We start from the raw sequence: 23848 nt of genomic DNA on the forward strand, positions 1-23848 counted from the left end.
GGGGACATGCGCGTTGGGGACAGTCCCCAACGCGCATGAGTGGGACAGACATCCCGGAGGCGTCTGTCCCACTAGGAAGAACGAGAACCGGCTAGTTCTTGGCAAAGAACGCGAGCGCGATGGCGCCCGGCCCCACATGCGTGCCGATGGTGGCGCCCACCGAGGTGATGGGCAGGTCCTCCTCGGCCACCTTGCCCTCCCAGATGGCGCGGTTGTCGTCCAGGTACTTCTTCAACAGCTTCTGGGAGAGGCCCGTGTAGCCCAGCAGCACCGGCATCGTGAAGTCGATGCCGTGCTTCTCGACCTGCTGGTGGAGCTGGTTGCGCCCGTTCTTGGAGCCGCGCGCCTTGCCCAGCATCACGACCTCGCCGTCCTCGACGCCCACGACGGGCTTGATGGAGAGCAGCTCACCGATGGCGCCCACGCTCTTGGGGATGCGGCCGCCGCGCTTGAGGTACTCGAGCGTGTCGAGCAACGCGAGCAGGCAGACGCGGTCCACGACCGCCTCAACCTTCTCCGCAACCTCGACGGCGCCCAGGCCCTCGTCGACGAGGCGCAGCGCATAGAGCACGAGAAGGCTCTGGCCGATGGTGACGTTCTTGCCGTCGACCACGTGAACCTCGGGATAGTCCGCAGCGGCGGTGACGGCGCTCTGATAAGTGCCGGAGAGCTTGGAGGAGAGCGTGATCACCACGGCCTCCTCGCCCGCAGCACGCACCCGCTCGAAGGCCTGCTGGTAGGCATACGGGGTGGCCTGGCTCGTTTTGGGCAGCTCGTCGCTCTCGATGAGCAGCTCGTAGAAGCGTTCGTTGGTGAGGTCGACGCCGTCGGCGTACGTGGTCGCGCCAAAGGTGATGCCCAGGGGGAGCACCGTGAGGCGGGAGTCGAGCTCGCCCGGGAGGTCGATCCCGGAGTCGGTGATGATGCGGACGGACATGGCGCTTCCCTTCTGTCGGACGGCGGCCTACTGGCCGTCTCGCCCGTACGTCTTGAGCTTCTCGAGAATGTGGTTGAGCGAATCGTACATCTGCAGGCGCTGACGTGCGGCAAGCCCACCGCCAGCCTCGTCGAGCACTCGGTGAATGATGTCGTCGAGCGGGCGCGCGGCCTCTCGTCCCTTCTCGGTGAGGCGCACCGGGGCACGATATCGGGAGGCATCCTCGTCCTCGGCGTCACCCACCTCGACGAAGCCATCTTCGGCGAGGTGCGCCACGGTGCGCGACATCGCGGCGCGGCTCACGTCGACCAGGCGAGCGAGCTCGGAGGCGGTGAGCCCCTCGGGGTACTTGACCAGGTAGTAGAGGCACATCACGTCCGAGCCGCGAAAGCCCAGGCGCTTGGCCTCTGCCGTCTTGATGCGCTGAATCTCTTTTCCGAGGGCGCTGATGATGCCGACGAAGTCCTCGAACCGCGTCCCCCTCACGTTGCCTCTCCCCCTCGTGCTCACACATGTTAACTAATTAACATTATGGCCGAGCACGACCTTGCTTCAAGTGCGGCACGCGATATTCACACGACTCTTGAGGCTGCCCGCTTGCTCTTTTGCCTCTCAATCCATATTGCTGCCGGGCCGCAGACAAAACTGCGCTTCGATCCATGAAAAAATGCGCCTCCGCTGAGGGGCTGACCAGAAAAACTGCAGGTCGCGCTTCAGCCACTGTCCCCAATCTCTACCGCAGGCCGATCGTTCGCCCATTTTTCCATGGATCGAAGGCGGCTTTTGTTTCTTGAGACGGACGAAAATGGATTGGAAGGCCAAATTGCAGACTTGCGAGCTTCTAGAGACCGCCCAGCACAGCCCACGACCGCGCTCGATTGTTTCGGACCAGAAAACTCCCTTGCGCGCGCGACGGGGCACGCGTATCTTGTCCACAACACATACGTCCCTCGACCAGAAGCGAAAGGAGCGCCGGAGCATGAGCAACGTCGTCAACGTCAACGTTCGCACGTCCATGAACTGGTGGTGGCGCAACTTCTCCTCGCTCGGTCGATGGTGAGTCTCACGCGCCATATCCATTTGCGCTGAAAGGGCTCCCGGAAGACCGGGAGCCCTTTTCTTGTGACGCCATCATCGCCGGCCACCAAAATGCACGCCGACAAGAACCTCGATCAAGAACCTCTCCCAGAAAGGAAGTCACCATGTCCGAGAACACCGCCACCCAGACCGCCGCCCGCACCGTCGCCACCGCCGACCACGGCAAGCTCGACATCCAGGCCCTCGTCCTTCTCGCCGTCCTCCTGGCCGCCGGGTTCATCCTCAACTTCACCGTGGGCAAGGCCATCTCCGGCATCTCCGGAGGCCTCATCAGCCCCGAGTTCATCATCTCCGCCTTCTGCCTTACCATCCTCGTGGTGCGCCCCAACATCGGCCAGGCGCTCGTGATCGGCCTCATCTCCGCCGCCGTCATCCAGGTCACCACCACCTCGCCCTTCATCGACTTTGCCGCCGAGGGCATCGCCGCGATGCTCATGGCGCTCATCGTCGCCGCTGGCATGGCCTCCCCCGCCAAGAAGTTTGTCCCGCTCGCCGGCTCCTTCGTCACCACCGTGGTCTCCGGCGTCATCTTCATGCTCATCAAGATCGCCATGGTCGGCGGCGCGGCCGAGCTCGCCGCGGCGATGCTGCCCGTGGTCCTGCTCACCGGCGTCTTCAACGCCATCCTCGTGAGCGCGCTCTATCTGCCCATCAAGGCCGCCCTCAAGCTCAACGACTAATGGGTCAAAAGGGGACTGTCCCCTTTTGACCTAAGAAAGGTCACCATGGCCCAGCCCTCCCCCATCATCCGGCTCGACGACGTCTCGTTCTCGTACGGCGCGTCCGCGACTCCCGCGCTCGACCACGTCTCCCTCTGCATCGCGCCGGGGGAGTTCGTGGGCGTGATCGGACCCTCGGGAGCCGGCAAGTCCACGCTCGCCGCCGCCCTGTCCGGCGCCATCCCCCATCACTATCGCGGACAGCTCTTCGGGGCCGTGACCGTGGACGGAAGCGACACCTGCGAGGTCACGCTCACGGACATCTCTCGCGTCGTGGGCAGCATCAACCAGGACATCGACGCCCAGATGGTCGCCTCCGTGGTGGAGGACGAGCTGCTCTTTGGCCTCGAGAACTTCGGCGTGCCCCACGACCAGATTCCCGACCGCCTCGCCAGCGCGCTCGAGACCGTGGGCATCGCCGACCTGCGCGAGCGCGAGATCGCGACGCTCTCCGGCGGCCAGAAGCAGAAGGTCGCCATCGCCGCCATGCTGGCGCTGCGCCCGCGCGTGCTCGTCCTCGACGAGCCCACCGCCGCACTCGACCCCGTCTCGTCGAGCACGGTCTTCGAGACGCTGCGCGCGCTCAACCGGGACGCCGGCATCACCGTCGTGGTCATCGAGCAGAAGGTCGCCCTGCTCTGCGAGCACTGCGACCGCATCGTCGTTATGGACCGGGGCCGGGTCGCCTTTGACGGCACGCCGCGCTCGGTCTTCTCGCACGGACGCAACCTCAGGGCGCTCGGCGTGGACAGCCCCCGCGTGGCGCGCATCTCCAACAGTCTCGCCGAGCACGGCGTCATCGAGCCCGGGGCGCCCTGTCTCAGCGTGGCCGAGGCGCGCGACCTTGTGGCCGACCTCGTCCGCGGACAAGCCGCAGGCGAGAAGAACGCGGCGGCAGGCACCCCCGCAAAGCCCCGCCCCGCCCTGCCCGCCGACCCCGTGGTCAGCTTCCGCGACGTCAGCTTTGCCTACCCCGGGAGCCGCGCCACCGTGGAGCACCTCAGCTTCGACGCGCGGCCCGGCGAGATCGTGGGCGTCGTCGGACAGAACGGCGCCGGCAAGACGACCCTCACCAAGCTCCTAAACGGGCTGCTCAAGCCCGCCTCCGGCGAGGTGCTCGTAGCCGGCCTCGACACGCGCGACACCCCCACGAGCCGCCTGGCCGCGCACGTCTCCACGCTCTTCCAGAACCCCGACCGCCAGCTCTGCAAGGACACCGTCCTCGACGAGGTCGCCTTTGGGCTCGAGCTTACGGGCGTCGGAGCGGGCGAGGCCCGCGAGCGCGCACGCTCCGTCGCCGAGCGCTTCGGCCTGCCCCTCGACGCCGCGCCCTTCTCGCTCTCCCGCGGACAGCGGCAGATGGTCGCCCTGGCCTCCGTGGTCGTGATGGAACCGGAGGTGGTCCTTCTCGACGAGCCCACGAGCGGCCTCGACTACCGCGAGTGCATGACGGTCATGGAGACGGTGCGCGAGATGGCCGAGAAGGGCTGCGCCGTCGTCATGGTCTGCCACGACATGGAGGTGGTCTCGGATTTTGCCGAGCGCGTCATCGTCATGGCCGACGGGCGCATCCTCGGGCAGGGTCCCGCGGACCAGGTCTTTGCGGACGCCGGGCTCATGGCCCGCGCCGACGTCGAGGCGCCGCAGGTCGTGCGCCTTGCCGCCGAGCTCGCGCGCGACGTCTCGCCCGCCTTTGCGGGGGCCTCCCAGGTCTCCGACATCGTCGACACCGTGGAGGGGATGCTCAAGTGACCAGCGTCATCGACTACGTTCCCGGGGACACCCTGCTCCACCGGCTCAACCCCGTGACCAAGCTCGCCCTGGCCGCCGCCATCATCGCGGCGACGCTGCTGGCGGACACCTACCCGCTGCTGCTCGCCCTTCTCGCCCTCACGTTTGCGCTCGCCGCGTACGCCGGCGTGCCCGGACGGCTTGCGCGCCTGCTCAAGCTCGTGGTGCCCCTCGGCGTGGTGATGTTTGTCTTCCAGCTGCTGTTCACCCGCACCGGTGACGTTGTCTGGGGCTTTGTGACCACCGACGGCCTGCTCACGGGCCCCAAGGTATGTCTGCGCCTCATGGGCGTGGCGCTGCCGCTCGTGCTCATGCTCATGGTGACCAGGCTCACCGACCTCGCAAACGCCTGCGTCGAGGTGCTGCGCGTCCCATATCGCTACGCGTTCACGTTCACCACTGCGCTGCGCTTTGTCCCCGTGTTCTCGCAGGAGATGAACGCGATCATGGAGGCCCAGACCGCCCGAGGCGTGGAGTACGACACGCGCAACCCCATCCGCAAGCTGCGGCTCATGCTGCCTCTCTGCGTGCCACTGCTCGTGAGCTCCGTCGGCCGCACCGAGGCCACGGCGCTTGCCGCCGAGCAGCGCGGCTTCTACCTGCGCACGCGCGAGAGCAGCTACCGACGCTACCCGCTCGTGGCGCGCGACTGGGCGGTCCTTGCCCTCTGCGTGGCGCTCGTGGCCCTGGGCGTGGTGCTGTAGGGCGGGGCCGAGCCGTCCCGGGCGCCACCCCAGCCCGGCGATTTAGTGTACAAAATCAGATTTCACTATATATATGCAGGTGATTTTTCCGAACAACTCTGATTTTGTACACTAATTCCCCCGCAAGGGGCGACACAAAACGACCCCGCCCATGAGGACGGGGTCGCGGGGGAGCTGAGGCTCGGGTTAGTCATCGTCGCGGTCGTCATCCCAGTCGTCGCGGTCGTCGCGGTCGTCGTCCCAATCGTCGTCGCGGTCATCCAGGTCGTCGCGGTCGTCGTCCCAGTCGTCGTCGCGGTCATCCAGGTCGTCGCGGTCGTCGTCCCAGTCGTCGTCGCGGTCGTAGCGGTCCTCGTGCCAGTCATCCCAGTCGTCGCGGTCGTCCCAGTCGTCATTGCCGTCGACGTCGGCCTCGAGGACCTTGCCCGTGCGGGCGTCAACCTCGTACTCATACTCGACGCCTCCAGACGTGAACTCCATCTCGTACACGCCGTCATCCAGCTCGTACTCGTGGTCGTTGAAGCTCGCCTCGGTCAGCCCGAGCTGGGAGAGCACGATGTCCTTCGCCGCATCGAGACCAATGTATCCGCGGTCGTCGAGCTGCTCGGGCGCCACCGTCAGCGCGTCGGAGGCAAGGCCAAAGCCGCCCACCGTTGCGCGCACATCGTCCTCGATTCCCCGCAAGAAGTCCTCCCCGGGATAACTCGAGCCCTGCTGAAGCTTCACGACCACGTTGCGGTCGTGGCCGTCAACCGTCTGATTGAAGTGCCCTGCCTCGTAGATCTCCTCCACCAGGTCGGAGACGACCTCCCGGCACTGGCGCCCCTCGTAGCCCCCGTATCCGCTCGTCACCCCGCGGCCCTCGTCGTTCACGCCCTCGACCTCGGTGACGAGGCCATCGTCGTCATACTCGATCTCAATCTCGGGATTGACGCTCAGAAGCAGGGTTCCCGCCGCCTGGGACGCCTGGGCGATCGGGGTCTCGCCGGCACCGTCCGCCGTCTGCGTCGCAGCGGGCGTCGTCCCGCAGCCCGCCAAAACCGCCGTGAGGGCGATGCCCATGGTCGCGCCGGTCAGGATGTTCTTCAGGCTCGTGGTCTTCATGGTGTCCTCCTTGGGTCGTAACCTCTGTTTTGCCTTGCAGTGAGAGGTTGCGCGGGCGCCCCACCAAAACCGGGGTCGCTCAGAAAGAAAAATCCGCCAGGCGAGAAGAACGTGCGACGCAGCTAGTCGTCATTGTCGTCCCCATCGTCGTCATCGTCGTCCCCATCGTCGTCATCGTCGTCCCAGCCGTCGTCATCGTCCTCGTCGTCATCGATGGCCTGGGGAGCTTGTGGCGCGGGCGGATTGGGCGCGGGCGCTGTATCGGTCTCGGGCGGAACCGGCGCGACTCCGTCGTCTTCGTCATCGTCAAGATCATCAAAACCGTCATCGTCCCAGTCGTCCGCATCGTCAAGGTCATCGTCGCCAGGCGAGCCGCCAACCGGCGCCCCCGATCCCTCGACCACCACGCGATGGTCGAGGTGGACCTCCAGCTCGATCACGAGCCGGTCCTCGGTCGCCGTCTTCCACTCCTCGTCGCCCGACTCCACGGTCAGCTCGATGGTGCCGCCCTCCTTGAGATAGCCCTGCTCCTCGGCCCTATTTGCCAGGTCGTCCGAGACGTCGTCAATCGTCCTTCCGTAGAACGAGAACCCGCTCACCAGCGCCTCGCCGTCAGCGTTTTCTCCCTCCACGTCCACGACGCGGTCAAAGCGGTTGACCTCCATGCTCACCTCGGGGTTGATACGCATGTAGACGGTGCCAATGGGTAGGCGCCACACGACGCCGCCGGCGATGACGGCGACGACGAGACACGCCGCGGCGGCGATCAGTCCCACGCGCCTGCGCGTCCTTCTCACCTTCCGCGCCTCAAAGGCGAGCAGCTGACCCTCATCAAAGATGACGACGTCATCGACCTCCTGGCCGACTTCGTATCCGAGGTTGGGAACCCGCACGAAGCGCCCCTCCTCGTCGAGCGCCACGGCATAGCTCGCAGCGCACTCCAAGATCAGGTAGCTCATCGACCGTCACCTCCCCCGCTGCCCACGATTTTGCACAGGTGGCCACGAATTATTTCGAACCCGTTGGTGTAGGCAAGCAGCAGCGCCACGAGGTAGGTTCGATGGCGCTCGAGCGTCTTCTTCTCGACCCCAGAGCCGCGAGCAAGATCGGAGATCGGCAGCTTCTTGGTGGCAAGGAGCCGCTCCAGGAGGCCGGGGTTGGCACGGGCATGCTCGAGCGCCCGCCCGCACGCCTCGAGCGTGCGCTGCTGGCGCGGGCAACTCTCGGTCACGTCAAAGAGCGAGATGCCAAACTCCTTGAGCTGCGCCGTGAACTCCGCGATTTCCGCCCGGCTCGCAAGGCGCGCCTCGCGCTCCGCGATCTCGTCCTTCTCGGCAGCAAGCGTCTCGACAAGCGGGCGGTCGTCCTCGTCGTCGGCCGTCGACCGACGCTCGTCGAGGGAGAGAACCTCGGCGTGACGGCGTTCGCGACGCCTGAAGTCAATCAGGCGGTTCTTGATGCTCAGGGCCGCAAGGGGAAGAAATGCGCCCCGGGATCGATCGTATGACATAACCGCCTCGTGGAAGGCAAACATGGCAATCCCCAGCTCGTCGTCGCGCCCCTCCCGCGGAGGCCGGCCCATGAACCTGGCGGTCTCCGCCTTGATGAACGGAAGGTAGCTTCGCACCAGCTCGTCGGCGGCGCGCGGGTCCCTCTTGGCCGCACGGACGCGAACGACTATCTCCCTGTTCTCTCTCATCGTCTCCCCTCGACAACAGGATGCGAAGGCACCGCTCCAAAACCGGGGTCGTTTGCAGAAAATGCCTGAAAGGTTCAGGTTACCGGCCCCATGCCGCAACAACGTAAGCCCCGTGTAAGAAGCGGCGGGCGGCAAAACCGGGCTCGCTAGTATGCCCTCTCCGCAAGGCTTTTCTCGCCAACTGGGCAAATGCGAGGGAGCAGTCACGAAAGGCATACTAGCGAGCCCGGAGACGACCACAGCGCCTTTCTGTCCGGGCCAAGGCGCATAATGGGGCGAGAAGAACCCGACGACAGGAGCCCCATGGCGGACCTCACGCCCCTCGACATCCTGCGCACCACCTTCGGCTACTCGAGCTTCCGCCCGCACCAGGCCGAGATTGTGGACGCCGCGCTCGCCGGGCGCGACGTGCTGGCCGTCATGCCCACCTCGGCGGGCAAGTCCGTCTGCTACCAGGTTCCCGCGCTCGCGCTGGCCGCGCGCGCCGGGGCGCTCACGCTCGTAATCTCGCCGCTCATCTCGCTCATGGCCGACCAAGTGGGCGCCCTGCGCCAGTCTGGCGTGGCGGCGAGCTACCTCAACTCGACGCTTTCCGCCGGCGAGCGCGCGAGCGTGCTCCACGGCATCGCCTCGGGCGCGCTCGCGCTTGTCTACGTGGCACCGGAGCGCCTCGACGACCCAGCCTTCCTCGAGACCGTCTCCGCGCGCGGCGTTGGCCTGCTCGCCGTGGACGAGGCACACTGCATCTCGCAGTGGGGCAACGACTTCAGGCCCAGCTATCAGCGCATCATTGAATTTCTCGAGGCACTTCCCGCACGCCCGCCGGTGATGGCGCTCACGGCAACGGCCACGCGCGCGGTCCGCAAGGACATCGCCGCGGCGCTCGGACTCTCCGACCCGTTCACCGTCATCGCGAGCTTTGACCGGCCAAACCTCTCCTTCGCCGTGTCCCGGCCGCGGGGCGGCGCCGAGAAGGACCGGATGCTCGTCGCCTTTGTCCGTCAGCGCGCCACGCTCTCCGGCATCGTCTACTGCTCGAGTCGGCGTGCCGTTGAGGAGGTGTGCGACCTGCTGTGTGACGAGGGGCTCGCGGCCACGCGCTACCACGCGGGCCTCCCCGCCGAGGAGCGCGAGCGCAACCAGGAGGACTTCCTCTACGACCGCTCCCGCGTGATGGTGGCCACCAACGCCTTTGGCATGGGCATCGACAAGTCCAACGTGAGCTACGTGGTCCACTACAACCTGCCGCTCAGCCTCGAGAACTACTACCAGGAGGCGGGGCGCGCCGGACGTGACGGCACCAAGGCGGAGTGCCTTTTGCTCTACTCCCCCGGCGACGTGCACACGGCGGAGTTTCTGCTCTCGCGCAGCGAGCCGCGCGAGGGCCTCACGCCCGAGCAGATAGAGACGCTTGCCGAGCGCGACGCCGAGCGCCTGCGCCAGATGGTCTTCTACGCAACCACCACCGAGTGCCTGCGCGCCCACATCCTGCGCTACTTTGGTGAGGAGACTCCGGCCTACTGCGGCAACTGCGGCAACTGCCTCACGGACTTCGAGGAGGTGGACGCCACCACCGACGCCCTCAAGGTCGTGAGCTGCGTGGCGCGCATCGCCCAGCGAGGACGCAGCGCGGGGGCGTCGATGATCGTGGACGTGCTGCGCGGCTCGCGGGGCGAGAAGGTCCTGCGCCGCGGCTTTGACACCCTCTCGACCTACGGGATCATGGCCGACGTTCCCGCGGCGCGCGTGCGCGCCATCCTGGATGAGCTGGTCTTCCGCGGCGTTCTCGCGCGCACGGGCGGGGACTACCCCACGATTGCGCTCACGGAGATCTCGAGGGCGTTCCTTCGCCGCGAGGCCCCCTGGGACGAGCCGTTCGTGCTCAAGGTCGCAAAGGGCGCGCCACGCGTCGAGCGCGCTGTCGCCGCGCCTGCCAAGACCCGCGCCGCGACGGACGTCTCCGAGCTCGACGAGGTGGGTCAGGAGCTCTATGCCCGGCTTTCGGAGCTTCGGGGCGAGCTCGCGCGCGAGCAGGGCGTGCCGTCATACTTCATCTTCTCCAACGCCACCCTCGTGGACATGTGCGCCAAGCGGCCGAGAAACGCAGACGAGCTGCTCGGCGTCTCCGGCGTGGGCGCCAAGAAGGCCGAGCGCTACGGCGAGCTCTTCCTCGAGAAGATCAACGGGTAGTAGCGGGGACTGGGTTGACAGTCGCGTCAGGTTATATTGTCAACTTGACAAAGTTGACAATATAACCTGACGCGACTGTCAACCCAGCTCCACGGTATAGAGCGGCTTGTAGCGAGCGCCATCCGGCTCGAGGATGCTGCGGAACAGCGTGACGCGCGTCGCCTCGTCCGGCAGCGGGAAGGCCAGGTCCCCCAGTGCCCCACGAGGCACGCGTGCCCGTCGGGCCAAAGTGACGTGCGGCAGGAAGTCCTTCTCGTCATAGGCGAGCCCGCGGGCGGAGAGCTCTGAGCGCACCCGCGCGGCAAGGTCCATGAGCCGGGGGTCCTTCTCGATGCCCAGCCAGAGCGTGGCGTCACGGGAGCGCCCAAAGGTGCCGAGGCCCGTCGCACGCAGCCGCACGGGGCCCGCGCCCGCGCACGCCGCGTCGAGCGCAGCCATCGCCGATCGCGCCTCCGCCTCCCCCACCTCGCCGAGAAACGCCAGGGTGAGGTGGTGGTTCTCGCCCGACACAAAGCGCCCCGCACACGCGGCCTCGAGCCCGCGCGCAAGCCCCGCGACCTCGTCCGCAAACGCCTCCGGCAGCTCCAGCGCAATGAACGCCCTCATTTCTCCCTCCTTCCTTTCTCACACGGTATCAGAACAAGTGTTGCAGTGTTTGTGACCGACGCGCAAAGGGCAATTGCTGTCCGGCGGACGGGGCATCATGGGATGACGACAAGAACGCGCGTTTGGAGCAAGCATCGTGGAGAGCGCCTACCTCTGCATCGACCTCAAGTGCTTCTATGCCTCGGTCGAGTGCGTGGACCGCGGGAAGGACCCCTTCGAGCACCGGCTCGTGGTGGCGGACCCCACGCGCGGCCCCACCACCATCTGTCTCGCCGTCTCGCCGGCCATGAAGGCGGCCGGCGTGCGCAACCGCTGTCGCGTCTTCGAGATTCCAGACGGGATCGATTACGAGATGGCGCCGCCGCGCATGCGCCGCTACATGGAGGTCTCGGCAGACATCTACGAGCTCTACCTGAGGTACTTCTCGCCGGAGGACATCCACGTCTACTCCATCGACGAGGTCTTCATCGACGTGACCCCCTACCTCGCCCTCTACGGCAAGACGCCACGCGAGCTGGCCACGATGCTCATGGACCTCGTGCTCCGGGAGACGGGCGTGTGCGCCACGGCGGGAATCGGCACCAACCTCTTTCTTGCCAAGGTGGCGCTCGACATCACGGCCAAGCACGTGGACGACCACATCGGCGAGCTCGATGAGGCCCGCTACAAGTGCCTCATCTGGCCGCACCGCCCCATCACGGACGTCTGGGGCATCGGCCCGGGGATCGCGCGGCGCCTCGCCCGGATGGGCGCGCACGACATGGGCGGCGTGGCGCTTCTTCCAGAACAGGCGCTCTATGACGAGTTTGGCATCAACGCCGAGCTGCTCATCGATCACGCCTGGGGCGTCGAGCCCTGCACGATGGCGGAGATTCACGCCTACAGGCCCAAGGCGCACTCGCTGGGCTCCGGGCAGGTCCTCATGCGCGACTACAGCTTCGAGGAGGCACGGGTGATCCTGCGCGAGATGGTAGACGGCCTCGTGCTCGACCTCGTGGACAAGGGCCTGGTCTGCGGGCACGTCTCGCTCTTTGCGGGCTATGCCCGCGAGCGCCTGTCGGAGGCCGAGAAGAGCGCGCCCGCGCAGGTCTTCACCGGCGAGCACGGGACGCGCGTGCTGGGCCGCCATGACGAGGCAGCCAACGCCTCGCGCAAGCTCGCCGAGGCGACCAGCTCCCGCGAGGCGCTCACCGCGGCGTTTCTGGCGCTCTTCGAGGAGATCGTCGACCCCAATCGAGCCGTCCGGCGCATCAACATAGCCATGGGCGAGCTTGTGCCGGAGGAGTACGCGGAGCTCACGCTCTTCTCGGACCCCACGGCGGACTCGGACGAGAAGAGCCTCGCCCGAGCCACGATGGCCGTGAAGCGTCGGTTTGGCAAAAACGCGCTTGTGCGCGGGATAAGCCTGCGCCCGGAGGCCACGGCGCGGGAGAGAAACCAGCAGGTCGGAGGACATCATGAGTGACCAGCAGCCAAGGCGTCGCGTCGACCGCGCGGCGCAGTTCATGCCGTTTGCCGCGCTCACCGGCTACTACGACCTCATCCGCGAGCGCGCCGCCGCCCACGGCGCGCCCTCGGACGGAAGGTGCTCCCCTACGCCTGGCGATAGTGCGCGAAGAAGTCCGCAAGATCCGTCATCGCCTCGCGCAGAACCTCCATGCGCGGGAGGTAGACGATGCGGAAGTGATCGGGCTCCGGCCAGTTGAAGCCGCCGCCGCGCGTGATCAGGATGCGCTTCTCGTGCAGCAGATCAAGGGCGAACTGCTCGTCATCGGTGATGTTGAACTTCTTCACGTCGATCTTGGGGAAGATGTAGAACGCCGCCTTTGGCTTGACCGCCGTGATGCCGTCGATGGCGTTGAGCGCCTCGTAGACGTAGTTGCGCTGCTCGTAGACGCGCCCGCCCGGCTCGACGTAGCGCTCCACGCTCTGATAGCCGCCGAGCGCCGTCTGGACGATGGACTGCGCCGGCACGTTGGAGCACAGGCGCATGTTGGAGAGCATATTGATGCCGTAGATGAAGTCGCGCATGCAGCGCTTGTTGCCGGAGAGGACCATCCAGCCGATGCGATAGCCGGCGACCATGTGGGACTTGGAAAGGCCGGAGAACGTGACGCACGGCAGATCAGGTGCGAGGGAGGCGATGGAGATGTGCTCGTGGCCGTCCATGCACAGACGGTCGTAGATCTCGTCCGAGAAGATCATGAGCTGGTGGCGCCGCGCGATATCCACGATCTGCTCGAGCACCTCGCGCGGATAGACCGCGCCGGTGGGGTTGTTGGGGTTGATGATGACGATGGCCTTGGTGTTGCTCGTGACCTTGGCCTCCATGTCCGCGAGGTCGGGCGTCCACTCGGCCTGCTCGTCGCAGAGGTAGTGCACCGGGGTGCCGCCCGCGAGCGTGGCGCACGCGGTCCAGAGCGGGTAGTCGGGGCTCGGGATCAGAATCTCGTCGCCGGTGTCGAGCAGCGCGTTCATGCAGAGCTGGATGAGCTCGGAGACGCCGTTGCCCGTGTAGATGCCGTCCATGCTCACGTTGGGCAGATGCTTGATCTGCGCGTACTGCATGATGGCCTTGCGCGCGGAGAAGAGGCCGCGGGAGTCCGAGTATCCCTCGCAGTCGGGCAGCTGCTGGCGCATGTCGTGCACGACCTCGTCGGGCGTGCGGAAGCCAAAGGGCGCGGGGTTGCCGATGTTGAGCTTGAGGATGCGCAGGCCCTCGTCCTCCATGCGGGCCGCCTCGTCGGCCACCGGGCCGCGGACGTCGTAGAGGACGTTGTCGAGCTTGTTGGACTTCTTGAACTCACGCATAGTGGCGCTCCTTTTTGTGGACGTGCTGGCAGAGGGGGTCGTGGGGGCGGTCTCAGGCCGCGCGGAAGCTCGCGCGCCGTCTGCCGTGGCAAGCCACGTCTCCGGGACGCCCAAGATGTCCGCCAGCAGGCGAAGCGTCGCCGCACGCGGGACGACCTTACCGCTCACGTATTGGCTGACCTGGCTTTTTCCCAGGCGCTCGCCACGCTGCGCCGCAGCGTGGATGAGGTCGGCCTGCTTGAGGTTCTTCTCGCCCATCGCCCGCCGAAGGCGGTCCGCAAAGGTCTCCTGGAGCATCCGGCCTCCCGTAGTTCAATTCTGGCAACAAGATTGAACTTCTCCTGCAACAAGTTCAATATCGACACTCTATCACAGATTTAAATTGAACTTTGGAATAACTTCTGAACGCCGTATCATCGTCGCAGGACGTCCCGAGGAGGATCGATGCCCAGAGAGACCAAGCAGGCCAAGATCGACCGCGCCGTCGAGGTGTGCCGACGCCTTGACGAAAAGTACGGCCCGGTCGAGTGCTTTCTCGACCACGCGAGCCCCTTCCGCCTGACCATTGCCGTCCTGCTTTCCGCACAGACCACCGACGCCCAGGTCAACAAGGTGACGCCGGCGCTCTTCGAGCGCTTCCCCACGCCCGAGGCCATGGCCGCCGCCTCGCCCGCCGAGGTGGCAGAGTACATACACAGCCTCGGCTTCTATAAGTCGAAGGCGCGCCACTGCGTCGAGTGCGCCCAGATGATCGTCTCCGAGTTTGGCGGGGAGGTCCCACACACGATGGAGGAGCTCACGCGCCTGCCCGGCGTGGGGCGCAAGACCGCCAACATCGTGATGAACGTGGGCTTTGGCATCGTCGAGGGCATCGCGGTGGACACGCACGTCAACCGCATCGCTCACCGCCTTGCGCTCTCGCCCAAGACGCACGAGAAGGAGCCGCTCAAGACCGAGCAAGACCTGCTCAAGCTGCTGCCGCGAGAGCTCTGGGGGCCGGTTAACCACCAGTGGATCAAGCACGGGCGCGACACCTGCTCGGCGCGCGCGCCCAAGTGCGACGGCTGCGTCCTCGAGGACATCTGCCCGAGCGCCCACCGCTGCTAGGGCTATCTGTAAATTGGGGACAGGCTTTCTGCTAATTGGGGACGTGTTATTTCGTGCAGACCGTTTGGGACAGGTTTGATGGACAAACCTGTCCCAAACGGTCTGCACGAAATAACACGTCCCCAATTAGCAGAAAGCCTGTCCCCAATTTACAGATAGCGGCCCGTGACGCTCTGCTCGCATGCCGCGACCTGCTCGGGCGTGCCTGCGCACACAATGCGGCCTCCCGCATCGCCCCCTCCGGGCCCCATGTCGATGACCCAGTCGGCGGCGGCGATCATGTCCAGGTCGTGTTCGATCACCACGACCGTGGCGCCGTTGTCGATGAGCCGCTGCAGCACGCCGAGCAGCACCTCCACGTCGAGCGGGTGCAGCCCGATCGTGGGCTCGTCAAAGACGAAGAGCGCGTCGGCCTGGTTGCGCGTGAGCTCGCTCGCGAGCTTGAGGCGTTGGGCCTCGCCGCCCGAGAGCGCCGGCGTGGCCTCGCCCAGCGTGAGGTAGCCGAGGCCTAGGTCGTGCAGGACCTCGAGCTTGGCCTTCGCCGATCGAAGACCCGTCTCCGCCAGCACCTCGCGCGCCTGGTCGACGGTATAGGACAGCAGCTCGGGCAGGCTCACGTCACCCGACAGCCTAACCTCCCATGCCTCGCGGCCGTAGCGTGCGCCGCCGCAGTCCGGGCACGGGATGTCCACGTCCGGAAGAAACTGCACGTCAAGCGAGATCTGCCCCGTGCCGTCGCACGTGGGACAGCGCAGCGACCCGGTGTTATACGAGAACGCCCCCGCCTTGAAGCCGCGCTCGCGCGCCTCTGGGAGCTTGGCGTAGGCGCGTCGCAGGTCGTCGAGGACGCCGGAGTAGGTCGCCACCGTCGAGCGCACGTTGGCGCCGATGGGCGTCGCGTCGATGAGGTTGGCTCGGCGCAGACCCGCGGTGTCAACGGAGCGCACGTGAGCCGGCAGCGCCTCCCCTACGATGGCGGCGCGCAGGCCGGGCACCAGGCTCTCCAGCACGAGCGTCGTCTTCCCCGAGCCCGAGACGCCCGTCACCGCCGTGAGGCGCCCCCGCGGGATCTCCACCGAGAGCGGGCGCACGGTGTGGATGGCATCGGTCTCAATCCGAAGGGCGCCCGTCGAGAAGACCTCGCTCGCCGCCACCCGCTCCCGGGCGCGCACCTGCCGGGCGCCGGAGAGGAAGGGGCCGATTCGCGACTCCGGGCTCTTCTCGACCTCCGCGACGCTGCCCTGGACTATGACGCGCCCGCCATCGGCACCCGAGCCCGGGCCGATCTCCACGAGATGGTCCGCATGGCGCAGCACGCGCACGTCGTGGTCGACCAGCACGACGGAGTTGCCGTCCGCAAGCAGGTCGTCCACCACGCCGAGAAGTCCCTCCACATTGGAGGGATGAAGGCCGATCGAGGGCTCGTCCAGCACATAGAGCACGCCCGTGGTCCGATTGCGCACGGCACGGGCGAGCTGGACGCGCTGGCGCTCGCCCGTGGAGAGCGTCGAGCTCGCCCGATCGAGCGAGAGGTAGCCCAGACCCAGCTGCTGGAGGCGACAGATGGGCTCGTCGGTCTCCGCGCAGATTGTCCGGGCCATCTCGCGCAGGTCGTCCGGAACAAGCTGCGGCACCGTGGGCACCCACGTCGCGAGCTCATCGAGCGTCAGCGCCGTCGCATCCGCGAGGTTCATGCCGTCGATCTCGGGCCCGCGCGCCGCCGCCGAGAGGCGCGTGCCGCCGCAGTCCGGGCACACGTCCTCGCGAAGGAACCGCGCCACGCGCGCCAAGCCCTTCTCGTCCTTTGCCTTGGAGAGCGCGTTCTTCACCGTGTTCACCGCGCTGTAGTAGGTAAAGTCCATCTCGGCGAAGGACTCGCCCTTCTTGGCCCTGTAAAGGATGTGCCGCTTCTCCATGGGCCCGTGGAAGACAATCTCGCGTTCCTCGGGCGTGAGCTGGTTGAACGGCACGTCGGTGCGCACCCCAAAGGAGCCGCAGACCTGCTTCATGAGGTCCCACATGAGCGAGCCCCACGGCAGGACCGCCCCGTCGTCGATGGAGATGCTCTCGTCGGGCACGAGCGAGGCCTCGTCGACGGTGCGGACGACGCCGGTGCCCCCGCAGGTGGCACAGGCACCGCCGCTGTTGAAGGCGAGATCCTCCGCGCCCGGCCCCATGAACTCGACGCCGCAAACGGGGCAGCGCGTGGCGCGCCCGAGCGCCACGTCCATGCTCGGCGGCACGCGGTGCCCGTTGGGGCACACGTGACTACCGAGACGCGAGAAAAGAAGGCGCAGGTAGTTGAGGAGCTCGGTAGAGGTGCCAAAGGTCGAGTGCACGCCGGGCACAGCAGGACGCTGCCGCAGGGCAAGTGCCGCCGGAACGTGCAGCACCTCGTCCACCGTGGCGCGGCCCGTCTGGGCGATGCGCCGCCGCGTGTAGGTGGAGAGCGCGTCCAGGTAGCGGCGCGACCCCTCCGCATAGAGCGTGCCCAGCGCGAGCGAGCTCTTTCCCGAGCCGGAGACGCCGGCGATCCCCACGAGCTCGTTCAGGGGGATGTCCACGTCGACGTCCTTGAGGTTGTGGACGCGGGCGCCCCGCACCTCGATGTGGTCCGGGGCGGGACGGGGCGCCGTCAGGGCGCGCGGGGGCATGCTAGACCAGCTTGCCCTTGCAGTGATCGACCATGTGCTGGATCATCTGGGCAGTCCAGCCCACGTAGTCGCGACGACGGGCCCTGAGCTGGCCGTCGACGAGCTCGTCGAAGGACACCTTGATCTTGGCGAAGCGTGTGACCTTGGAGACCTCCTCGTGCGTGAGGCAGCTCTCCTCGACCTTGGCGCCGCCCAGGCCCATGAGGACCTTGGGGTTGTACATGACGTGGACCTCGTCCTTGTCGTCCTGGAAGGCGATGATGGCCTTGGTCACGCCGATCTGGTTGGCGGCCAGGCAGACCGCGTCGTCGATGGCGGCAAGCGTGTCAACGAGGTCCTGAGCGACCGGGGCGTCCTCAGCGGTCGCGAGCTCGCACGGGGTGGAGAGGATGGCGTCGTCGTGCACCAGGTCCTTGATCATGAGAATCCCTTCGAACTTCATGTGCGGTTTTGCTGCTCACGATAGTATAGCCATGTCACCCAGACACGTCGCCGCATGCACTTTTGCCCTTCAAGCCATAACTGGGGTCTGCGGAAAACAAAACACGCCTTCAATCCATGAGGTTTTGGCCCTTTCGGACAAGAAAAGTTTATGAGGGCCAACTCTTATCTGGGAAAACGCTGCCGATGCCGCGAGATGCCACCCCTCTTGAGGCTAAATCCCATGGATCGAAGGCACGTTTTGTTCTCGGCAAGCCAGTAATATGGACTTAAGACCAGTTTTGCAACCCGCCCAGTGCCCCTCAATACGAAGCGAGGTCCCATGTTCAACGTCGTGCTCGTGACGCCGGAGATTCCGGCGAACACGGGAAACATCGGGCGCACCTGCGTGGTCACGGGGTCTCGTCTTCACCTCGTGTGCCCGCTTGGATTCTCCCTGGACGAGAGGTCGCTGCACCGAGCGGGGCTCGGATACTGGGAGAGTCTCGATGTCACGGTACATGAGAGCTGGGACGCGTTTCTTGACGTCGTGGGACCGGACGCGCGCCTGCACCTGCTCACCAAGAAGGCCAAGCGCGCCTACGCCGAGGTCAGCTATCGGGACGGCGACTACCTCGTCTTTGGCTGCGAGAGCGTGGGGCTTCCCGAGGGGCTGCTGGCTGCGCACGCAGACCGCTGCGAGCGCATCCCCATGCTGCCCGACGCTGCCTCGCTCGAGAACGCCCAAAGCTGGGGTGCGTCGGATGAGCGCTGCGACCACGCCGCGCTTCTTGCCCAAGACGTCTGCGGCAACTTCGTGAACCCAGAGGACTACCGCATCAGCGCGCTCAATCTCTCCAACGCCGCGGCCATCGTGCTCTACGAGGCCCTGCGCCAGACCGGTTTTCAAGGAATGTGAGAGCTCATGACCAGTTGCCACACCGTCGCCGAGCGCGCCCCCGAGCTCATCGACCAGCTCACCCGCGTGTGGGAGCGCTCCGTGCGCGCCACGCACACGTTTCTCTCCGAGGCGGAGATCGCCGAGATCAAGCCGTTCGTCCCGCAGGCGCTCGCAGGCGTGGAGACGCTCGTCACTGCCGAGAAGGACGACGCGCCCGTGGGCTTCATGGGCGTGGAGGGCGGCCGTTTGGAGATGCTCTTCCTCGACCCGGAGGCACGCGGCCAGGGCCTCGGCCGACAGCTCCTCGAGCACGGCATCGAGCGCCTCGGCGTGAGCGAGCTCACCGTCAACGAGCAGAACCCGCAGGCCGTGGGCTTCTACGAGCACCTGGGCTTCTCCGCGTATCGGCGCACGGAGACGGACGAGGAGGGTCGCCCCTACCCGCTGCTCTATATGCATCTGTAGGCCAAGGGCCCGCCGCCCCCGGCGCTCGTCGTCACCCGTCCCTCTCGGCCCAAACTCCACACGTGGTGTCTCTTTTTCTTTCCAGGTCGCAAAACAACTGGTCTTTCTTCGCGGATAAGCCGAGAAGAACCACCACGTGTGGAGTTTGGGACCGAGAAACGTGTGGAGTTTGGGACCGAGAAGGGCGGGCGCGCTCGTCACGCTCGGCTGAGAAACGTATCGAGCGCGGCGAGGCCGGCGGACAGGCGCTCGGCGACGTGCCGCATGTGATTGCCGGGGCCGAGCGTCACATCCACCGCGCAGCCGTGCTCGCGCAGGATGTCCGCGCAGGCGGCGAGGTCCTCCTCGACGTGGCGAAACGGCAGTCCCGCGCGCTTCTCCTTCTTCCCCACCGAGAAGTACGCGTAGCGCCCGGAGCCCTCCGGCGCGTTCGCGCGCAGCCAGTCGACCCAGCCCTCGTACCAGACGGAACCCGAGAGGCACGCGCACGCCGAAAGACGCGGCTCGCGCGCGAACGCGTAGAGCGCGAAGAGCCCGCCGAGCGAGTAGCCACAGATGGCATGGGGTCCGGGCGCCCGGTCGAGCTGCTCGGCGAGCGAGGCGAGCGTCTCGTCCGCATGGCCGCCAAAATCCCTCTCACCCGGGCGCAGCGAAGGCGCGGGCCACGGCGTGAGCGCATCGCCCCAGTCCGCAACCGGCACGCTCACTGCGCGCGACCGCAGCCCCTTGGCCGCCTCCGCCACGGGAAGCGGGTGCTCTGATGAATCGATGACGTAGATCACGCAGCTCCTTCGCTCAAGCGGCCAGGCCCATTGTCGCAGAGACTCCGCCGGAACTTTTCCAGATTCCCTCTTGTGCTGTGTATAGGTGTGTATATACTGTACTTACCGGGTATACACGGTTGGCTCGTGGGAGACGTCCTGGCGAGCCGGCACGGAAGGACGACGGCTTGGACATCATCATCTCGAACTCGAGCGGCAAGCCCATCTACGAGCAGATCACGGACCAAATCAAGACTGCGATCGTCAAGGGCGAGCTCAAGGAGGGCGAGCAGCTCCCCTCGATCCGGGCACTCGCCAACAGCCTGCGCGTGAGCGCGATCACCACCAAGCGCGCCTACGCGGACCTGGAGGCAACGGGGCTCATCGAGACGGTGCAGGGCAAGGGCAGCTTCGTCGCCGGCGGAAACGCCGACCTCATCCGCGAGGAGCAGCTACGAGAGGTCGAGGACCTCATGGCCCGGGCGGTCGAGCGCGGCCGCGCAATGGGCCTCACGAACGACGAGCTCTCCGAGATGCTCGCCCTGGTACTGGAATGATGATGAAAAGGGACTGTCCCTTTTCATCAGGAAGGACGTCACCATGAGCGCACTCATCGAGGCACGCGGCCTCACCAAGCACTACGACGGGTTCTCGCTGGAGGGCGTGAGCCTCACGGTCAACGAGGGTGAGGTCGTGGGCTTCATCGGCCAGAACGGGGCCGGCAAGTCCACCACCATCAAGGCCCTGCTCGGCCTCATCAAGCTCGACGGCGGCGGGGCGCAGGTCCTCGGCACCCCGAGCGACGAGCTCTCCCACCCCTCCGGCGCTGCCGTCAAGGAGCGCGTGGGCGTGGTCTTTGACACCGTCTCCCTCCCCGGGCACCTGCGCGTCTCCGACGTGGGCCGCATCTACCGGAGCGCCTATGCCTCCTGGGACGCGCACGCCTTCGACCGGCTCGCGCGCGAGCTCGGCCTCGACCCCAAGAAGGCCGTGAAGGACCTCTCGCGCGGCATGGGCATGAAGCTCAGCCTCGCCTGCGCCCTCGCGCACGACCCGCAGGTCCTCATCCTCGACGAGGCCACGGCCGGTCTCGACCCGATGGCGCGCGACGAGGCGCTCGATCGCCTGCGCGAGTTCGTGGCGCGCCCGGGCCGCGCGATCCTCATGAGCAGCCACATCACGAGCGACCTCGAGCGCATCGCGGACCGCATCGTGTGCATCGACGCCGGGCGCATCGTCTTCGACCTGCCCAAGGACGTCATCACCGACGAGACGGGCATCGCGCGCTGCCGCGTGGCCGACTTCGAGCGCGTGGCGGCGAGCGGCGTCGTGCCCGAGCGCGAGCTGCGCTACCTGCGCCATGACTACGGCATCGACGTCCTCGTGCCCGACCGCTTCGCCTTTGCCGAGAACTTCCCCGATATCCCCTGCGACCGCATGACCATCGACGACTACATGGCTCTCACCCTGAAGGGCGGTGTCCGATAATGAGGCGCGCCTACCTCATCGAGCTCACCATCTTCCGCGACTACGGCAAGCAGCTCTTGGCCCTCGGATTTCTCGTGGCGGTGCTCGTGGGCTGCGGGATGCAGACCGTGCTCGCCGCCCCCTCGATCATCACCTGCATGTTCTTCATGATGGGCGCCATGGGAGCGGCCGCCTACGACGAGCAGAACGACTGGGGCCGCTTCCGCCTCACCCTCCCGCTCTCCCGCAGCGACGTGGTGCTCGGCCGCTACGCCGCCATCGTGACGCTGGGCCTCGGCGGCATGGCGGTGGGCCTGCTCGCCGCCTTCGCGATCAGTGCCGTGGCGGGCGCGGTGGAGCTGCCCGGCGAGCTCTCCCAGGCGCTCACGCTCGACCCCGGCACGCTCTCCGGGATGGCCTTCGCCACGACGTTCTGCCTGCTCATCGGCGCGACCGTGGCCTCCGTCGTGACGCCGATCTACTTCCGCCTGGGCCAGACCAAGGCCACGCAGCTCCTGCCCACGATCATCGTCATGCTCTTCGTGCTGCCCGTGGTCTTCCTCGGCAACAGCGGGCTTCTCGACGGGGCGCTGCCGGGCGCCGAGCAGATCGCGGCCTTCCTCGCCTACATCGAGACGCCCGGGGGCCTGGCCGTGGGATGCACAGGCATGGTGGCGGCCGCCGTCGTCATCCTCGGCATCTCCGCCGCGATCTCCCTCAGGCTCTACGAGACGCGCGAGCTCTAGAGCGCAGGCACGGACGAGAAGAGCGGGGCGCCGCGGGACCTTCCCCGCGGCGCCCCTCGCAAAAGATTGGAGCACGAAGATGCTGCGCGCCTACCTCGTTGACATGACCGTCCTCCGGGACTACTCGCGGGCGCTCCTCGGCCTCGGGTTCTTCGTCGCCGTGTGCGTGAGCCTGGGCATGCGCACCACCGTGATGGCCCCGGGGCTCCTCACGATGATGTACCTTTTGCTCGGCGTGTCCGGGACGAACTCCTTCGACGACGACAACGGCTGGGGGCGCCTTCGCCTCACGATGCCGCTCTCCCGCCGCGACGTGGTGCTCGCCCGCTACGGCGCCATCGTGACGCTCGGGCTCGGCGGCCTGGTCGCCGGACTGGCGACGGCGCTCGTCCTCGCGGCGGTCGCGCACGTCGTCCCGCTGCCGGGCGGGCTGTCCCCCGCCTTTGCGCTCTCCGGGGACGCCCTGCTGGGCATGGCCCTCTCCGCGGGGGCGCTCTTTGCCGTCGGGTCGCTCTGCGCGGCCGTGGAGACTCCGCTCTTCTTCCGCTTTGGCAACACCAGGGCGACGCAGTACCTGCCGCTCGTGCCCCTCGTCGCGCTGCTCTGCCCCATCATCGTGCTGGGCGGAAGCGGCATGATCGACGAGAGCACGCTCACGGTCGAGGGCATCGCGGGGGCCCTGAGCTCCGTCTGGTCGCCCGCGGGCGCGGTGGCGTGCCTCGCCGGGCTGCTCGCGCTCTCGGCCGCCCTTCTCGGCCTCTCCGCCGCACTCTCCCTGCGTCTCTACGCGACGCGCGAGCTCTAGCAGAAAGGGCGCCATGAACCTCGACCTCACCGTTCTCTTTGTGATCTTCCTGCTTCTCGTTGCCGTCCCGCTGAGAAACGCGCGGCGCCGGCGCTGAGGGGCCGGGCGTCCCCACTAGGGCGCGGCCGCCCGAGCGCGTGCCGGAATCGGGCGGGCCGCAGCTCGCCGAAGCTCCTGGGCCGGTCGCCCATGCGCCCCCGCCACCCTATAATGGCGAGAAGAGACCCGCACGCCCTGCAGTGGGGAGACCGAACATGAGCTTTGACGTGAGCAAGCTGGAGTGGACGCGCCCGCCCGAGGATTACCGCATCTCCCCGGGGCGCATCGAGATCGTCACCGAGCCGCACACCGACCTCTGGCAGCGGACGTACTATCACTTTCGCAACGACAGCGCGCCCGTCCTGCAGATGAGCTGCGACGAGAGGTTCTTCTCGTTTGTGGTGCGGACGGAGTTTGCGGAGAGCCACCACCGCTTCGACCAGTGCGGCGTCGTCGTGTACCTCGACGCTGAGAACTGGCTCAAGGGGTCGATCGAGTACGAGAACGAGCGCTTCCAGCACCTGGGCAGCGTCGTGACCAACCACGGCTACTCCGACTGGGCCACCACGGAGATCCCCGCCGGCGTCTCCTCCATGTGGTATCGGCTGAGCCGCCGGGAGGACGACTTCTGCATCGAGTGCTCCGAGGACGGCGTCACGTTCCACCAGATGCGCGTCTGCCACCTGCACGAGGCCACCGGCACGGTGCGCTTTGGCGTCTACGCGTGCAGCCCGGAGGACTCCAGCTTCCGCGCGATCTTCACCAACATGGACCTGGGCGAGTGCGCGTGGCGGGCGCACGACGGCCAGGCCCCGGACCTGTGA

The 23848-nt window shown here is 66.8% G+C and carries 23 protein-coding genes; 13 read left to right on the plus strand and 10 right to left on the minus strand.

The features are described 5' to 3' along the window. Window positions 1-91 precede the first annotated feature (91 nt). Entirely contained in the window at window positions 92-937 is an 846-nt protein-coding gene (locus B5F85_RS04540; RefSeq protein WP_087314816.1) for a DegV family protein, read from the minus strand. A gap of 27 nt (window positions 938-964) precedes the next feature. Beyond that, window positions 965-1423 carry a MarR family transcriptional regulator gene (locus B5F85_RS04545; protein WP_087314818.1) on the minus strand — a complete coding sequence of 153 codons (459 nt, stop codon included), beginning with the start codon at window positions 1421-1423 and terminating at the stop codon, window positions 965-967. Between the two features lie 716 nt (window positions 1424-2139). Between B5F85_RS04545 and B5F85_RS04550 the strand changes: the two genes are divergently transcribed. Genes B5F85_RS04550 through B5F85_RS04560 form a run of 3 tightly spaced genes read left to right on the plus strand, consistent with a single transcriptional unit; the run spans window position 2140 to window position 5249 of the window. After that, entirely contained in the window at window positions 2140-2715 is a 576-nt protein-coding gene (locus B5F85_RS04550; RefSeq protein WP_087314820.1) for a hypothetical protein, read from the plus strand. 45 nt (window positions 2716-2760) lie between these two features. Further along, a complete protein-coding gene (locus B5F85_RS04555; protein ID WP_087314822.1) occupies window positions 2761-4506 on the plus strand; it encodes an energy-coupling factor transporter ATPase in 1746 nt (581 codons plus the stop codon). Next, entirely contained in the window at window positions 4503-5249 is a 747-nt protein-coding gene (locus B5F85_RS04560; protein WP_087314824.1) for an energy-coupling factor transporter transmembrane component T, read from the plus strand. Before B5F85_RS04555 ends, B5F85_RS04560 begins: the two co-directional genes overlap by 4 nt. Window positions 5250-5435: 186 nt before the next feature. Here B5F85_RS04560 and B5F85_RS04565 read toward each other — a convergent pair whose 3' ends face one another. The 3 genes from B5F85_RS04565 to B5F85_RS04575 form a co-directional block, all read right to left on the minus strand. Continuing rightward, a complete protein-coding gene (locus B5F85_RS04565; RefSeq protein ID WP_204204637.1) occupies window positions 5436-6353 on the minus strand; it encodes a PepSY domain-containing protein in 918 nt (305 codons plus the stop codon). Between the two features lie 122 nt (window positions 6354-6475). Then, the gene (locus B5F85_RS04570) at window positions 6476-7312 is read right to left on the minus strand and encodes a hypothetical protein (RefSeq protein ID WP_087314826.1); all 837 of its coding nucleotides are present in this window, start codon (window positions 7310-7312) and stop codon (window positions 6476-6478) included. After that, the gene (locus B5F85_RS04575) at window positions 7309-8052 is read right to left on the minus strand and encodes a sigma factor (RefSeq protein WP_087314828.1); all 744 of its coding nucleotides are present in this window, start codon (window positions 8050-8052) and stop codon (window positions 7309-7311) included. Before B5F85_RS04575 ends, B5F85_RS04570 begins: the two co-directional genes overlap by 4 nt. A 303-nt stretch (window positions 8053-8355) precedes the next feature. On the opposite strand from B5F85_RS04575, the gene recQ reads away from it, so the two are divergent. Next, on the plus strand, window positions 8356-10242 hold the full coding sequence (recQ, locus tag B5F85_RS04580) for a DNA helicase RecQ (RefSeq protein WP_087314830.1): 1887 nt from the start codon (window positions 8356-8358) through the stop codon (window positions 10240-10242). A gap of 78 nt (window positions 10243-10320) precedes the next feature. Here recQ and thpR read toward each other — a convergent pair whose 3' ends face one another. Beyond that, window positions 10321-10848 (minus strand): RNA 2',3'-cyclic phosphodiesterase, encoded by a 528-nt coding sequence (gene thpR / locus B5F85_RS04585; RefSeq protein ID WP_087314832.1) that lies wholly within the window; start codon window positions 10846-10848, stop codon window positions 10321-10323. Window positions 10849-10984: 136 nt separating this feature from the next. Here thpR and B5F85_RS04590 point away from each other — a divergent pair, with 136 nt between their 5' ends. Continuing rightward, window positions 10985-12313, plus strand: a complete 1329-nt coding sequence (locus B5F85_RS04590; RefSeq protein WP_087314834.1) for a DNA repair protein — start codon at window positions 10985-10987, stop codon at window positions 12311-12313. A gap of 128 nt (window positions 12314-12441) precedes the next feature. Here B5F85_RS04590 and B5F85_RS04595 read toward each other — a convergent pair whose 3' ends face one another. Next, a complete protein-coding gene (locus tag B5F85_RS04595) occupies window positions 12442-13956 on the minus strand; it encodes an aminotransferase class I/II-fold pyridoxal phosphate-dependent enzyme (RefSeq protein ID WP_087314836.1) in 1515 nt (504 codons plus the stop codon). Between the two features lie 147 nt (window positions 13957-14103). Here B5F85_RS04595 and nth point away from each other — a divergent pair, with 147 nt between their 5' ends. After that, window positions 14104-14766 (plus strand): endonuclease III, encoded by a 663-nt coding sequence (gene nth, locus B5F85_RS04600; protein WP_087314838.1) that lies wholly within the window; start codon window positions 14104-14106, stop codon window positions 14764-14766. Between the two features lie 149 nt (window positions 14767-14915). On the opposite strand, the gene B5F85_RS04605 is transcribed toward nth, so the two are convergent. After that, complete coding sequence (locus B5F85_RS04605; RefSeq protein WP_087314840.1) at window positions 14916-17420, minus strand: excinuclease ABC subunit UvrA; 2505 nt, start codon at window positions 17418-17420, stop codon at window positions 14916-14918. 1 nt (window position 17421) lies between these two features. Continuing rightward, window positions 17422-17841 (minus strand): peptide deformylase, encoded by a 420-nt coding sequence (locus B5F85_RS04610; RefSeq protein ID WP_087314842.1) that lies wholly within the window; start codon window positions 17839-17841, stop codon window positions 17422-17424. A 342-nt stretch (window positions 17842-18183) separates the two neighbouring features. On the opposite strand from B5F85_RS04610, the gene B5F85_RS04615 reads away from it, so the two are divergent. Then, a complete protein-coding gene (locus B5F85_RS04615; RefSeq protein WP_087314844.1) occupies window positions 18184-18759 on the plus strand; it encodes a tRNA (cytidine(34)-2'-O)-methyltransferase in 576 nt (191 codons plus the stop codon). 6 nt (window positions 18760-18765) lie between these two features. After that, window positions 18766-19206, plus strand: a complete 441-nt coding sequence (locus tag B5F85_RS04620; RefSeq protein ID WP_087314846.1) for an acetyltransferase — start codon at window positions 18766-18768, stop codon at window positions 19204-19206. Window positions 19207-19403: 197 nt separating this feature from the next. On the opposite strand, the gene B5F85_RS04625 is transcribed toward B5F85_RS04620, so the two are convergent. Then, entirely contained in the window at window positions 19404-19988 is a 585-nt protein-coding gene (locus B5F85_RS04625) for an alpha/beta hydrolase-fold protein (protein WP_239386690.1), read from the minus strand. 167 nt (window positions 19989-20155) lie between these two features. Between B5F85_RS04625 and B5F85_RS04630 the strand changes: the two genes are divergently transcribed. The 5 genes from B5F85_RS04630 to B5F85_RS04650 all read left to right on the plus strand — a co-directional run bounded on the left by B5F85_RS04630 (window position 20156) and on the right by B5F85_RS04650 (window position 23848). Next, window positions 20156-20524 (plus strand): GntR family transcriptional regulator, encoded by a 369-nt coding sequence (locus tag B5F85_RS04630; RefSeq protein ID WP_087314850.1) that lies wholly within the window; start codon window positions 20156-20158, stop codon window positions 20522-20524. A gap of 43 nt (window positions 20525-20567) precedes the next feature. Beyond that, window positions 20568-21455: an ABC transporter ATP-binding protein gene (locus B5F85_RS04635; RefSeq protein WP_087314852.1), complete on the plus strand. Its 888-nt coding sequence runs from the start codon at window positions 20568-20570 to the stop codon at window positions 21453-21455. Beyond that, complete coding sequence (locus B5F85_RS04640) at window positions 21455-22180, plus strand: ABC-2 transporter permease (protein ID WP_087314854.1); 726 nt, start codon at window positions 21455-21457, stop codon at window positions 22178-22180. The genes B5F85_RS04635 and B5F85_RS04640 overlap by 1 nt, the downstream gene beginning before the upstream one ends. Window positions 22181-22259: 79 nt before the next feature. Then, complete coding sequence (locus tag B5F85_RS04645; protein ID WP_087314856.1) at window positions 22260-22985, plus strand: ABC-2 transporter permease; 726 nt, start codon at window positions 22260-22262, stop codon at window positions 22983-22985. Between the two features lie 254 nt (window positions 22986-23239). Next, window positions 23240-23848 carry a DUF1349 domain-containing protein gene (locus B5F85_RS04650; protein ID WP_087314858.1) on the plus strand — a complete coding sequence of 203 codons (609 nt, stop codon included), beginning with the start codon at window positions 23240-23242 and terminating at the stop codon, window positions 23846-23848.

This window comes from Olsenella sp. An293 (assembly GCF_002159495.1).
GTDB lineage: Bacteria > Actinomycetota > Coriobacteriia > Coriobacteriales > Atopobiaceae > Thermophilibacter.

Bases quoted from the DNA above. Each gene is read 5' to 3' on its own strand.
- B5F85_RS04540 (WP_087314816.1), bottom strand. From the start codon at position 937: ATGTCCGTCCGCATCATCACCGACTCCGGGATCGACCTCCCGGGCGAG.
- B5F85_RS04550 (WP_087314820.1), top strand. From the start codon at position 2,140: ATGTCCGAGAACACCGCCACCCAGACCGCCGCCCGCACCGTCGCCACC.
- B5F85_RS04555 (WP_087314822.1), top strand. From the start codon at position 2,761: ATGGCCCAGCCCTCCCCCATCATCCGGCTCGACGACGTCTCGTTCTCG.
- B5F85_RS04565 (WP_204204637.1), bottom strand. From the start codon at position 6,353: ATGAAGACCACGAGCCTGAAGAACATCCTGACCGGCGCGACCATGGGC.
- B5F85_RS04570 (WP_087314826.1), bottom strand. From the start codon at position 7,312: ATGAGCTACCTGATCTTGGAGTGCGCTGCGAGCTATGCCGTGGCGCTC.
- B5F85_RS04575 (WP_087314828.1), bottom strand. From the start codon at position 8,052: ATGAGAGAGAACAGGGAGATAGTCGTTCGCGTCCGTGCGGCCAAGAGG.
- recQ (WP_087314830.1), top strand. From the start codon at position 8,356: ATGGCGGACCTCACGCCCCTCGACATCCTGCGCACCACCTTCGGCTAC.
- thpR (WP_087314832.1), bottom strand. From the start codon at position 10,848: ATGAGGGCGTTCATTGCGCTGGAGCTGCCGGAGGCGTTTGCGGACGAG.
- B5F85_RS04595 (WP_087314836.1), bottom strand. From the start codon at position 13,956: ATGCTCCAGGAGACCTTTGCGGACCGCCTTCGGCGGGCGATGGGCGAG.
- nth (WP_087314838.1), top strand. From the start codon at position 14,104: ATGCCCAGAGAGACCAAGCAGGCCAAGATCGACCGCGCCGTCGAGGTG.
- B5F85_RS04605 (WP_087314840.1), bottom strand. From the start codon at position 17,420: ATGCCCCCGCGCGCCCTGACGGCGCCCCGTCCCGCCCCGGACCACATC.
- B5F85_RS04610 (WP_087314842.1), bottom strand. From the start codon at position 17,841: ATGATCAAGGACCTGGTGCACGACGACGCCATCCTCTCCACCCCGTGC.
- B5F85_RS04615 (WP_087314844.1), top strand. From the start codon at position 18,184: ATGTTCAACGTCGTGCTCGTGACGCCGGAGATTCCGGCGAACACGGGA.
- B5F85_RS04620 (WP_087314846.1), top strand. From the start codon at position 18,766: ATGACCAGTTGCCACACCGTCGCCGAGCGCGCCCCCGAGCTCATCGAC.
- B5F85_RS04635 (WP_087314852.1), top strand. From the start codon at position 20,568: ATGAGCGCACTCATCGAGGCACGCGGCCTCACCAAGCACTACGACGGG.
- B5F85_RS04640 (WP_087314854.1), top strand. From the start codon at position 21,455: ATGAGGCGCGCCTACCTCATCGAGCTCACCATCTTCCGCGACTACGGC.
- B5F85_RS04645 (WP_087314856.1), top strand. From the start codon at position 22,260: ATGCTGCGCGCCTACCTCGTTGACATGACCGTCCTCCGGGACTACTCG.
- B5F85_RS04650 (WP_087314858.1), top strand. From the start codon at position 23,240: ATGAGCTTTGACGTGAGCAAGCTGGAGTGGACGCGCCCGCCCGAGGAT.